Annotated in this window: 10 protein-coding genes and 4 tRNA genes; 5 read left to right on the top strand and 9 right to left on the bottom strand. The window is 62.3% G+C overall.

The annotated features are described in order from the left end of the window. Window positions 1-206 precede the first annotated feature (206 nt). From AC4FAH_RS03120 to rnr, 8 genes are all read right to left on the bottom strand, one after another. Complete coding sequence (locus AC4FAH_RS03120) at window positions 207-494, bottom strand: hypothetical protein (protein ID WP_043334752.1); 288 nt, start codon at window positions 492-494, stop codon at window positions 207-209. Between the two features lie 86 nt (window positions 495-580). Continuing rightward, on the bottom strand, window positions 581-1969 hold the full coding sequence (gene dnaB / locus AC4FAH_RS03115) for a replicative DNA helicase (protein ID WP_165873876.1): 1389 nt from the start codon (window positions 1967-1969) through the stop codon (window positions 581-583). A gap of 286 nt (window positions 1970-2255) precedes the next feature. Then, complete coding sequence (rplI, locus tag AC4FAH_RS03110; protein WP_043334754.1) at window positions 2256-2702, bottom strand: 50S ribosomal protein L9; 447 nt, start codon at window positions 2700-2702, stop codon at window positions 2256-2258. Window positions 2703-2714: 12 nt separating this feature from the next. Beyond that, the gene (locus tag AC4FAH_RS03105) at window positions 2715-3569 is read right to left on the bottom strand and encodes a hypothetical protein (protein WP_043334783.1); all 855 of its coding nucleotides are present in this window, start codon (window positions 3567-3569) and stop codon (window positions 2715-2717) included. 12 nt (window positions 3570-3581) lie between these two features. After that, the gene (rpsR, locus tag AC4FAH_RS03100) at window positions 3582-3809 is read right to left on the bottom strand and encodes a 30S ribosomal protein S18 (protein WP_024952281.1); all 228 of its coding nucleotides are present in this window, start codon (window positions 3807-3809) and stop codon (window positions 3582-3584) included. A gap of 26 nt (window positions 3810-3835) precedes the next feature. Further along, window positions 3836-4216 carry a 30S ribosomal protein S6 gene (rpsF, locus tag AC4FAH_RS03095; protein WP_043334756.1) on the bottom strand — a complete coding sequence of 127 codons (381 nt, stop codon included), beginning with the start codon at window positions 4214-4216 and terminating at the stop codon, window positions 3836-3838. Window positions 4217-4519: 303 nt separating this feature from the next. Next, window positions 4520-5431, bottom strand: coding sequence for a 23S rRNA (guanosine(2251)-2'-O)-methyltransferase RlmB (gene rlmB, locus AC4FAH_RS03090; RefSeq protein ID WP_082388189.1), 912 nt, complete (start codon window positions 5429-5431; stop codon window positions 4520-4522). A gap of 164 nt (window positions 5432-5595) precedes the next feature. After that, on the bottom strand, window positions 5596-8301 hold the full coding sequence (rnr, locus tag AC4FAH_RS03085) for a ribonuclease R (protein WP_287020789.1): 2706 nt from the start codon (window positions 8299-8301) through the stop codon (window positions 5596-5598). A gap of 351 nt (window positions 8302-8652) precedes the next feature. Here rnr and AC4FAH_RS03080 point away from each other — a divergent pair. From AC4FAH_RS03080 to AC4FAH_RS03065, 4 genes are all read left to right on the top strand, one after another. Continuing rightward, window positions 8653-8739, top strand: a tRNA-Leu gene (locus tag AC4FAH_RS03080). Window positions 8740-8862: 123 nt separating this feature from the next. Further along, window positions 8863-8949 (top strand) — tRNA-Leu (locus AC4FAH_RS03075). 42 nt (window positions 8950-8991) lie between these two features. Next, window positions 8992-9078 (top strand) — tRNA-Leu (locus AC4FAH_RS03070). 100 nt (window positions 9079-9178) lie between these two features. Further along, a tRNA-Leu gene (locus AC4FAH_RS03065) sits at window positions 9179-9265 on the top strand. Window positions 9266-9551: 286 nt separating this feature from the next. Here the strand turns inward: AC4FAH_RS03065 and AC4FAH_RS03060 are convergent. Continuing rightward, a complete protein-coding gene (locus tag AC4FAH_RS03060; protein WP_284726741.1) occupies window positions 9552-10418 on the bottom strand; it encodes a DNA/RNA non-specific endonuclease in 867 nt (288 codons plus the stop codon). 448 nt (window positions 10419-10866) lie between these two features. Here AC4FAH_RS03060 and AC4FAH_RS03055 point away from each other — a divergent pair, with 448 nt between their 5' ends. Further along, complete coding sequence (locus tag AC4FAH_RS03055) at window positions 10867-11184, top strand: high-potential iron-sulfur protein (protein WP_043334757.1); 318 nt, start codon at window positions 10867-10869, stop codon at window positions 11182-11184. Window positions 11185-11290: the final 106 nt, after the last annotated feature.

Here is an 11290-nt window from a genome sequence, read left to right as displayed (position 1 = left end):
ATGGGAGCATGTCAGAATCTGAACATGCTGATATGACAGAGGGATGACAAAGGTGCCACGCGGCGCATGAGGCGCCTCATCCGGCAGAGGGGATGCCAGACGCCAGATCGACTAAGTCGATGTGTCGACTATCTCGATCAAAACAGGATCACGCCATGCCGACCTGGCAGCCGGCATGGCGTGATCCTCATGCGCCGGAGTGACGCTTACAGCGAGTTGGGGTCGATGGCCTTGCCGAGGGAGTTGCGGTCGATCCACTTGCCCGCCTTGGTCTCCTTGTAGCGGAAGACGACCATGTCGCCGGCTACCACCGGCACTTCACTGTCTTCGGTCTGGTAGCTGTAGCTCTCACCTTCCACGACCAGCGTGAAGCGGTAGAGGTCCGGCATGCCCAGCCATTCCTTGAAGGGTCCTTCACGCTCCAGGCTCTCCAGCGTGCCGCGGCCCTGCAGCTTGGGGGTACGTGCGCGTCCGCGCCCAAATCCACCTGCCATGCTATCTCCTCCCCGTCAGTGCGGGTCTTGCGAGGCAACGGCGATGCCGCCGCCCGGGTACATGATTGACGCGCGTACGCATCACGTTATTCAGCGAAGGCCTGGCCATAACTGTCGGGCGCCAGGTCCTCGAAACGGGTGTACTTGCCGATGAAGGCCATGTGAACGGTACCGATGGGGCCGTTACGCTGCTTGCCGATGATCAGCTCAGCCAGTCCCTTGTTGTCGGGATTGTCCTTGTTGTAGACCTCATCACGGTAGACGAAGGCGATGACATCGGCATCCTGCTCGATGGCGCCGGATTCACGCAGATCCGACATCACCGGACGCTTGTTGGGGCGCTGCTCAAGCGAGCGGTTCAGCTGCGAGAGCGCCACGACCGGGCAGGCGAATTCCTTGGCCAGGCCCTTCAGCGAGCGCGAGATCTCGGAGATCTCGGCGGTACGGTTCTCGGAAAGCCCCGGCACCTGCATCAGCTGAAGGTAATCGATCATGATCAGGCCGATGCCGCCATGCTCACGCGCCATGCGTCGACAGCGCGAGCGCATCTCGTTGGGCGACAGCGCCGCGGTGTCATCGACGAACAGCTGCTTGTCCTTGAGCAGGTTGACCGCCGAGGTCAGACGCGGCCAGTCCTCGTCTTCCAGCTGGCCGGTACGCACCTTGGTCTGGTCGATGCGGCCCAGCGAGGAGATCATGCGCAACATCAGCGATTCGGCGGGCATCTCCATCGAGAACACGGCGACCGGCTTGTCGCCGGAGACCACGGCATGCTCGACCAGGTTCATGGCGAAGGTGGTCTTGCCCATCGAGGGACGGCCGGCAATGATCACCAGATCCGAAGGCTGCAGGCCGGAGGTCATGTCATCGAGATCACGGAAGCCGGTCGACAGGCCCGTCATCTGGCCCTTGAGATTGAACAGCTCATCGATGCGGTCCACCGCGCCGGTCAGCAGCTGACTCATGCCCTTGGGGCCACCGCTCTTGGGCCGCGACTCGCTGATCTGGAACACCAGGCGCTCGGCCTCGTTGACCAGCTCATCGGCATCACGGCCCTGCGGGCTGAAGGAGCTCTCGGCGATCTGGTTGGCCGCCTGGATGAGCTTGCGCAGCGTGGCGCGCTCGCGAACGATGTCGGCATAGGCCTTGATGTTGCTGGCCGAGGGAGTATTGCGCGCCAGCTCGGCGAGGGTCGCCAACCCGCCGACCGACTCGAGCTGGTCACGACTTTCCAGCAGCTCGGACAGCGTCACCACATCCAGCGGGCGGCTGCCGCCGACCAGCTGAGACATTGCGTTGTAGATGAGACGATGCTCATAGCGATAGAAGTCGTCGGCCACCAGCCGCTCGGAGACCGTATCCCAGGCGCTGTTGTCCAGCATCAAGCCGCCAAGCACCGACTGCTCGGCCTCCAGCGAATTGGGCGGCACCTTGAGCGCTGCCGTCTCGCGATCCTGATCCTGAATCTCGCTCATGCCTGGCTGACTCCTGCTGATGACTGACATGCCCGCGGGGGCTTCTAGTTTCACGCATTGACGCAAGCCTGCCAACCGCCGCGCCCACGCCGAAGCCTCTTCCTGACGGGGGCAGGCATTCTACCGGATTTTGTGCGTCATCGCCTCGCCGGCGACCAGGCAAATGCCACGCCGATGACAAATCGCGCCCATGAAAAAACCGCCTTCGCATCGAGGATGCAAAGGCGGCTTGGGTACCGCAGCAGTCGCTACACCGGATCACCGGCCAGCCACTGCAAATCAGCGATTACTCGCCGACCACGACCACACGGACAGTGGCAGTCACTTCAGCGTGCAGCTGCAGCACGATGTCGTATTCGCCAGTGTTGCGCAGCGGGCCTTCCGGCATGCGGACTTCGCTCTTGGCGATGTCGATGCCAGACTGGGCGATAGCTTCGGCCAGATCACGCGGACCGATGGAACCGAACAGCTTGCCTTCTTCGCCAGCTTTGGCGACCAGGGACAGTTCGATTTCGTTCAGCTGAGCGGCACGCGCTTCAGCTTCGGTCTTGCGCTCTGCAACCTGTGCTTCCAGCTCAGCGCGCTGAGCTTCGAAAGCTGCCTGGTTTTCAGCAGTGGCCGGAACTGCCAGGCCGTACGGCAGCAGGTAGTTGCGACCGAAGCCAGCCTTGACGGAAACCTGGTCACCCAGGTTGCCCAGCTTGCCAATCTTGTCGAGCAGAATGACTTGCATCTCGTAAACCTCTTATCGATGACTGCCGGCGAGACGTGCGCGAAAATCCGCAAAGACGTCCACAAGCGCCAACAGCAGCAAAATCAGAATCGTGGGCCAGGTGGTCAGCATCATGAAATAGACGCCGACGAGCCATAACCCGCTCATCCCCTTTAACCCGATGTAACCATGTACCAGGGCAATGCCCGCCACCAGCAGCGGTATCCAGATCAGCAGGAGCACTGCAGGTACATTGAGCAGTACGCCAATGATCCCGCAGGCTGCCAGTATCAGGATTTCGGGCAAACTCAGCCGAAAGGCATGGAATTCGCTGCGAAACCCACCCGGATTGTAGAGCCCGGACTGCCAACTGCGCGCCAGGGCCAGACAGCCCGTGGCGGCCAGCAGGACCACCAACCCGGTAATACCACCGATGACCAGCCCTGCGAGCTGTTCAGTCGGCACACCTTGAGCGGCAAAGTCGTTCAAGCGTGCGTCAAGCTCAGGGGCATTCTTGCGAATGCTCTCAAGCAGTGGACCGGCTCCGCCTGGTGGCAGGAATATCCCGGACTGCACCATCAGTGCCGCCGTCAGGCTGGCGCCTATCAGCGCCTCACCCCATCGCACGCGAGCGCGCAACAGGGTTGCCATCAGGGTGACCAGCAATACGGTTGCCAGAGGCACCGGATCGCCTTGTACCCACCACCAACCGGCCGGAACGGCGGCGGCGATGACTACGGGTGCGGCAGGCGCAAGGCCACGCCGAAGCGTGACCAGCGCACTGATGGCGGCACTGAACCAGAAGAACCAGGGCACGATTCCCGTCAGCAATGCAATCGCGATGCATTGCAGGGGGCCGCGCATGGCCCAGCGTGCCAGTGCCAGCATCATGGTGTCGCCTTACTGGTGGCTGTCGCTGTACGGCAGCAGAGCCAGGTAGCGAGCACGCTTGATGGCAGTCGCCAGCTGACGCTGGTAGCGTGCCTTGGTGCCAGTGATACGGCTCGGGACGATCTTGCCGGTCTCGGTGATGTAAGACTTCAGGACTTCGATGTCCTTGTAGTCGATCTGCTTCACGCCTTCAGCGGTGAAGCGGCAGAACTTGCGACGACGGAAAAAACGTGCCATTGCAATGACCTCCTGGGGGTGCGGTATCAGTTAGCGTCTTGAGCTTCGGATTCGTCACGCTTGTCTTCGCGACGCGGACGCTTCTCTTCAGCCGGCTTCATCATCGGAGACGGCTCGATGGCCGCTTCCTTTGAACGCACAACCAGGTTACGGATGACGGCGTCGTTGAAACGGAAGATGGTTTCGAGTTCTTCGACCACCTCACCGGTAGTTTCGACGTTCATCAGCACGTAGTGGGCCTTGTGGATCTTGTTGATCGGGTAGGCCAGGTGACGGCGACCCCAATCTTCCAGACGATGCACAGTACCGCCGGCTTCGGTCACGATGGAGGTGTAACGCTCGATCATGGCCGGAACCTGTTCGCTCTGGTCCGGGTGGACCATGAACACGATCTCGTAGTGACGCATGGCTTGGCTCCTTTCGGTTTGACAGCCCCCACGGCGCGTCTCGGGCCGGGAAGCAAGGAGTGGAGTGATTACTACGGTTGTGCCATTCAGACCCGAAGGCCACGAAAGACGCGCGCGGGCGAGGACAGGTGCCCCCATGCCGCGCATTCACTGCAGACTGCACTTCACAGAACCGCAGTATTGTAGAGAGGAGTCAAGGGCTTGGCAAGCGGCCCGTGAAAGACAGCCGGCCCCGTTCCGCTGGCCGTCTCTCTCTTGCCTCTACCCTGCCCCTCCCCTGACTATCCCCTGCCGACAATTGCCTCAGCCGCGGCGCTGACGCACGGCCTCGAACAGGCAGATGCCCGCGGCAACCGAGACATTGAGGCTGGAGACGCTACCCGCCATCGGCAGCTTGATCAGGCTGTCGCAATGCTCGCGGGTCAAGCGACGCATGCCCTTGCCCTCGGCGCCCATCACGATGGCGACCGGGCCGGTGAAGTCGGCTTCGAAGGCCATGGATTCGGCTTCGCCCGCCGTGCCCAGCACCCAGACACCGGCTTCCTTCATGGCGTCCAGCGTGCGGACCAGGTTGGTGACCTGATAGACCGGCACCACTTCCGCTGCCCCACAGGCCACCTTGCGCACGGTCGCGTTCAGTGAGGCCGACTTGTCCTTGGGCACGATGACGCCATGGGCGCCCGCGGCATCGGCACTGCGCAGGCAGGCACCGAGGTTGTGCGGATCCGTGACGGAGTCCAGCACCAGAAACAGCGGAGCTTCTGCGTGGGACCAGCCATCGAGACGCAGCTTGAGGCCGGTCTCGTTCTCGGTGGCCAGCGGCGCGCACAGCGCGACCAGCCCCTGATGGGCGCCACCGCCGACGGCCAGTGCATCCAGCTCCTCACGCCCCTTGAGGGTGACGCGCGAGCCGGCGGCACGCGCCTGCTCGATGATCTCGCTCAGGCGCAGCTCGGCCTCGCCCGCCTGCACCCACAGCTCGCTGGGTGCGCGGTCACGTGCCAGCAAGGCTTCCACGGCGTGCACGCCATAGACGGCTTCCAGGCCACCGGGAATCTTCGGCGCGGCGGCGCGAGCGCCACCCTTGCGTGCCCCGCCACGCTCGTGACGCTGAGCGCCGCTGCGCTCACCTCGGGAATGCTCACTTCTGGCGTGACTAGCACGCTCGCCGGCGGGCTTGCCGCGGCCGGGCTTGCGCCCCTTGTCCTGACTCATTGTGCCTTCCTGACTGATGACCCGACGGGCCCTGTCACATTGACGGAAACTGAGCTGCCGCCGACGCGACAGCCTTGAAATCGTGCAGCCTGACGACTGCCCAACGCATCAGCCCCGACCGGAGCCGGGGCTGATGCAGTGACGCGCGAGGAGCCGAGCCGAAATCAGCTACGGCCGTTACCGCGACGCCCGCGCGAGCGCGAACCCCGCTTGCGCGACGGATCGTCCTTGCCTGCGGCACCCATCGGCGCGACCGGCGCGAACGGGCTGTCGGCGGCTTCCGGACCACTCGGCACGGCTGGACGCGCCGCAGCGGGCGCCTCTGCGGTGGGCTGCTGCTCATTGCCAGCGGCGGCCTTGCGCTCTCCACGGCCCGAGCGATCACTGCGCTCACCGCGCGGCTTGCGCGGCGGACGCTCACCTGCCGGCTTTTCGGCCGCAGCCGCGTTGCCATTGCCTTCCTGACTGACTTCCTCGGTCAGGGACTTGAGGCGTTCGCGCTCACGCTTGCCGGGACGCCCCTTGGCAGCGGCTTCCTTGCTGGCGGCGGAACCGCTCTTGCCGGCTGCCGGCTTGTCGCCCTCGCTGCTGCGTGCCTTGCGCGGCTTGCGCTTGGGACGCGGCGTCGGGTCGCTGAGCATGAAGTCGATCTTGCGCTCATCCATGTCGACACGGGCCACCTGGACGGTGACGCCATCGCCGAGACCATAGCTGACGCCGGCACGCTCACCCTTGAGGCGATGCTTCTCGGCCTCGTAGTGATAGTAGTCGGACGGCAGCGAGGAGATATGCAGCAGGCCTTCGACGTAGTAGGCATCCAGACGCACGAACAGGCCGAACTGGGTGACCGCCGCGACGGTGCCTTCCAGCACTTCCCCGACCTTGTCCTTCATGAACTCGCACTTGAGCCAGTCGTTGACGTCACGCGTCGCCTCATCGGCGCGGCGCTCGGTCATCGAGCAGTGCTCACCCAGCTCGAGCATCTGCTCGAAGGTGTACGGGCACCACTTGGTCGGGCGCTCGGTCACGGCATCTTCGGCGCGCAGCACGGTGTCGGTCTTGCGCGGGCCACGGATGACGGAGCGAATCGCACGGTGCACCAGCAGATCCGGATAGCGACGGATCGGCGAGGTGAAGTGCGCGTAGGCATCGTAGGCCAGACCGAAGTGACCTTCGTTCTGCGGCGAGTAGACCGCCTGGGTCATGCTGCGCAGCATCACGGTCTGGATGATGTCGAGGTCCGGGCGCTCGGCGATCGAGGCACGCAGTGCCTGGAAGTCCTTGGGTGCCGGCTCGTCGCCACCTTCCAGCGTCAGTCCCAGCTCACCCAGGAAGGCGCGCAGGTTGTTCAGACGCTCCGGTGCCGGCTGCTTGTGGACACGATAGAGGGCCGGGAGATCGTGCTCATCCAGGAAGCGTGCCGTCGCGACGTTGGCTGCCAGCATGCATTCCTCAATCAGCTTGTGCGCGTCGTTGCGGGTACGCGGCACGATCTGCTCGATCTTGCGCTCATCGTTGAACAGGATCTGCGTTTCGGTGGTCTCGAAGTCGATGGCACCGCGCTTGTCACGCGCCTTGCGCAGCACGCCGTACAGCGCGTGCAGGTTGTGCAGCGACGGCAGCAGTTCGTTGTACTGCTGGCACAATGCCTGACCTTCCTCACTTTCCGGGTCGGTCAGCATGGTGCCGACCTTCTCGTAGGTCAGGCGAGCATGTGAACGGATCACGGCTTCGAAGAAGCGATAGTCGAGCATCTCGCCACTGCTGGCAGAGATGGTCAGCTCACAGACCAGCGTCAGACGATCGACATGCGGGTTGAGCGAGCACAGACCGTTGGAGAGCAGCTCCGGCAGCATCGGCACGACCTGACCCGGGAAATACACCGAGTTGCCGCGCACATAGCCTTCCTGATCCAGCGGGCTGCCGCCACGCACGTAGTGGGAGACGTCGGCGATGGCGACCAGCAGCTTCCAGTTGCCATTGTCGTCCTGCCAGGCACAGACGGCGTCATCGAAGTCCTTCGCGTCTTCGCCATCGATGGTGACCAGCGGCGTCTCGCGCAGGTCAATACGGCCCTTCTTGTCTTCTTCCAGCACCTCGGCGGAAATGGTCGAGATCTGGTCTTCGACTTCCGGCGGGAATTCACTGGGGATATCGTGGGAACGGATCGCGATATCGATTTCCATGCCCGGGTCCATGCGCTCACCGAGCACCTCGACCACTTCACCCACCGGCTGCACGCGGGTGGCGGGCTGCTGAGTGATGCGCACGGACACCACCTGACCGTCCTTGGCACCATTGGCCACGCGGTTGGGGATGATGACTTCCTGCGCGATGCGCGAGTTCTCGGGAATCAGCACACCGAAGTCCGGCTCGGACTGACGGTAGATGCCGACCAGGGTCTGGGTATTGCGCGCCAGCACCTCGACGATGGTGATCTCGTCGCGGCCACGACGATCACGGCCGCTGACGCGAGCCAGCACCTGATCGCCATGGAAGACGCGACGCATCTGGCGCGGCGGCACGGCGAGGTCCGGCTTGACGCCATCTTCGCGCGCCAGGAAGCCGAAGCCGTCGCGGTGACCGACGACGCGGCCACGGATCAGGTCCAGCTTGTCGATCAGGGCATAGGCACCGCGACGATTGCGCAGCACCTGACCATCACGCTCCATGGCATTGAGGCGACGGCGCACAGCTTCCTGCTGCTCCTCGTCCTCGAAACCGAGCATGCGGCTCATGTTCTCGTGGGTAATGGGCTTGCCATACTCTTCCAGCTTGTCGAGCAAGAACTCTCGGCTGGGGATGGGCTTGTCGTACTTATGGGCTTCGCGTTCCGCGTGCGGGTCGTCGCTGAGCGTCCATTGGGTCATTAATCAGGATTCCTTGACGATGAATTCGAGACGGGCAGCGATCGCGGCACGGAATGACAGGTTGTCTCTCATCCGCGCATTATAGCCTCTACCCTTGGGCCGACCCAACCATTCCCCGCCACTCATCACGGCGGAGGGGCCATTAAGTGCTCTCAATGGCGGCCCTAGGCCAGACTCTCAAGTCTGAAAGCTCGCCAATTGATGAGCTTCACCTGTCTGTTCTCTCTCTGCCCTCTGTCTGCCCCCTGTCTGTCCTCATGAAGCGAGAGAGGCTTTCTGCGGCTCGCTCAGCAGGGCATGAAAGAAAAAGCTTGCATTCCCGCAGTACATCCGTATTATTCGGCACCACTTGCCCAGATGGCGGAATTGGTAGACGCGCTAGCTTCAGGTGCTAGTGTCCGTATGGACGTGGAGGTTCAAGTCCTCTTCTGGGCACCAATTTCAGGTTTCATGTTGGCGTGACACACGTTAAGATGGATACCAGAAAACGGGTAAAGCATTTAAGTTTCAACAACTTGACTGCTGATCCGGGTCTGCGGACCGAAACGAGTTCTGATGTCTGCCCAGGTGGCGGAATTGGTAGACGCGCTAGCTTCAGGTGCTAGTATCCGTAAGGATGTGGAGGTTCAAGTCCTCTCCTGGGCACCACGGACGTCAGACTCACAACGAACGACCCCTGTATCGCGCTTCGCCCAGATGGCGGAATTGGTAGACGCGCTAGCTTCAGGTGCTAGTATCCGTAAGGATGTGGAGGTTCAAGTCCTCTTCTGGGCACCACGATGCGCACTCGAACAGGGAACATGGCATCCACTACCAAGGATTTCATGCTCGTTCAGCTGCAAGACTCAGCTCTTGAGACTTCAGCACACAACTTGATGCCCAGATGGCGGAATTGGTAGACGCGCTAGCTTCAGGTGCTAGTGTCCGTATGGACGTGGAGGTTCAAGTCCTCTTCTGGGCACCATCAAGTTGATATCCGATGCATCCTCGCAGCGCCTGCTGCTCACATCGCGTTACTCCCCCTCGCAATCTCCTGACTGACTTATCCTCTTGTTTTGCCCAGACCCACAGCGCCCTGCGCTGTCTTTCGCATGTCGCGAAGAAAATACCGCTCGCCTCATGCGCAACTTGTCCACACCCATTACTACGCCAGGCATTGTGGATAACTCTTTTCAGCTGCACCCCTTCAGTCGGCACCTGTCCGCCGAACTCCTTCAGTACGTTCCTGTCAGTCGGACCTTGGCTATAGCTCAATAACGTGATGGCGTACGACTGAAACTGTCGACCTGCCAGCCATCGCGCACGACTTGCGCCTCGAGGCGCTGCTCGACGTCATCGGGAAGCTCATGGAAGAAGTCCAGCCCTGTCAGAGACTCGATGCGATCGATGCTGACCAGAAAACGATCCAGCGGCTCATCTCCCCTCACCTGCTGCGGAAAGAGAAAGGCCAGCGCGCGAGGTGCCTGCCGACCGGAGCCGGGCGAGATGATGATCTTGTAGAAGGCGTCGGGAATCTCGATCAGATTGGGCAGCCGCTCGATACTGCCGCTGAAGACCGGCCCTGCCGTGATCCATAGTGCGCCTTCGCGCGGCAGGATACTGTCCATGATGGCAGCCTCCAGACGTTGCCATAGCTTGCGATTGAGCGCCGGTGTCTGCGGCGAGATATTCGTCATGCGGAAGGTCTGATGCTGCGCCTTGACGCCGTAGACCTTGCCAATGGCGTAGTTGGGCGCCAGGTGTCCGCGGTCGTAGCCACTGTTGCGATAGCTATCCGGCGTGACGGGCCACAGCGAGCGCCAGTCGCGCTCGAACTCGTCAGGACGCTCCCCCAGTCGCGACCCTTGAGTATTCTCGAGCCGCCATGTCACCCATAACGGGTTGGCACGCAGATCAGACCAGCCCACCAGATAGGCGTCGCTGCGCAAGCCGCGCGCCAGCGTCTTCCAGTCCAGCGCACGCGCCTGCGGCACGCCCTGCCAGACGTAGAATTGCTGGTAGTCGCGCTCCTGCCACCACCAGAGCCCACCCCCTACCAGTGCAAACACCACGCTGACCCCGAAGCCCCGCCACAGTTTGCGGCCGGCCGAGCGAATATCGTCCATCACATCCAGCATCCCGCCATTTCCTTCTTGTCGTTGCAGTTACCTCGGCAAGGCATGCATCCATCATTTCGCCATGGCTCGCGGGCCACAGCGACGTCATTCACGTTCCTGCGTCGATTCCATCATGCCAGAGTTCTGCCAGCGAGGCTGACGGTTGCCCCAACTCAAGCCACAATAAGCAGGTAGCACCCGCTTGATGCACCATCGGCGAGCAGAGACCTCCTGACAAATCTGCCCGAACACCGATGGCGCAGAACCTGACCACATGTTCAGCATCTGGCATGCCACCTGCATCCATGAATGCCAGCAAGCGACCAGCAATGCCACACAGACTGCCCATCAAGGCGCCGGTGGCAGCCGCGACACTGCAACGACTGACATGCAAGCGCCTCCTGACAGGCGAGCCGTGACCGCAGCACACCCCGACGGTTGTGCTCCATTGATGAGAAGGAATCCGACCATGGCCAATCAGAGCCGCCGTAACTTCATGCGCAACAGCCTGCTGGGGCTCGCTGCCCTGCCACTGGGCGCCGCCATACTCTCACCCCGCGCCCTTGCCGCTGACCTGCCGCGACTGGATACCTCCAATCCGCAAGCCAAGGCGCTCAACTACGTGGAAGTCGCCAGTGAAGCCAAGGACCACCCCGCCTTCAAGCCGGGTTCGGACTGCGCCAACTGCATGTTCTACAAGCCCGAGAACGAAGGCTGCCAGCTTTTCCCAAGCCATAGCGTCGAGCCGAAGGGCTGGTGTCAGTCCTGGACCAAGCGCCCGGCCTGAGGCGCTCAACCGGAACCCTCTGACTGAGAGCACGAGCACGAGCACGAGCACGAGCACGAGAGCCGATTGAGACAAGAAAACCGCCGCGAGGGTGTCCTCACGGCGG

Source organism: Cobetia sp., assembly GCF_983723665.1.
The sequence above is the reverse complement of the archived record's forward strand: the minus strand, read 5'-3'. Positions and strand labels throughout refer to the sequence as shown.

What these genes read in the sequence shown, in the direction of transcription:
- rlmB (WP_082388189.1), bottom strand. Translation starts at nt 5,431, where the DNA reads ATGAGTCAGGACAAGGGGCGCAAGCCCGGCCGCGGCAAGCCCGCCGGC.
- rplI (WP_043334754.1), bottom strand. Translation starts at nt 2,702, where the DNA reads ATGCAAGTCATTCTGCTCGACAAGATTGGCAAGCTGGGCAACCTGGGT.
- AC4FAH_RS03120 (WP_043334752.1), bottom strand. Translation starts at nt 494, where the DNA reads ATGGCAGGTGGATTTGGGCGCGGACGCGCACGTACCCCCAAGCTGCAG.
- dnaB (WP_165873876.1), bottom strand. Translation starts at nt 1,969, where the DNA reads ATGAGCGAGATTCAGGATCAGGATCGCGAGACGGCAGCGCTCAAGGTG.
- AC4FAH_RS03060 (WP_284726741.1), bottom strand. Translation starts at nt 10,418, where the DNA reads ATGCTGGATGTGATGGACGATATTCGCTCGGCCGGCCGCAAACTGTGG.
- AC4FAH_RS03055 (WP_043334757.1), top strand. Translation starts at nt 10,867, where the DNA reads ATGGCCAATCAGAGCCGCCGTAACTTCATGCGCAACAGCCTGCTGGGG.
- rpsF (WP_043334756.1), bottom strand. Translation starts at nt 4,216, where the DNA reads ATGCGTCACTACGAGATCGTGTTCATGGTCCACCCGGACCAGAGCGAA.
- rpsR (WP_024952281.1), bottom strand. Translation starts at nt 3,809, where the DNA reads ATGGCACGTTTTTTCCGTCGTCGCAAGTTCTGCCGCTTCACCGCTGAA.
- rnr (WP_287020789.1), bottom strand. Translation starts at nt 8,301, where the DNA reads ATGACCCAATGGACGCTCAGCGACGACCCGCACGCGGAACGCGAAGCC.
- AC4FAH_RS03105 (WP_043334783.1), bottom strand. Translation starts at nt 3,569, where the DNA reads ATGCTGGCACTGGCACGCTGGGCCATGCGCGGCCCCCTGCAATGCATC.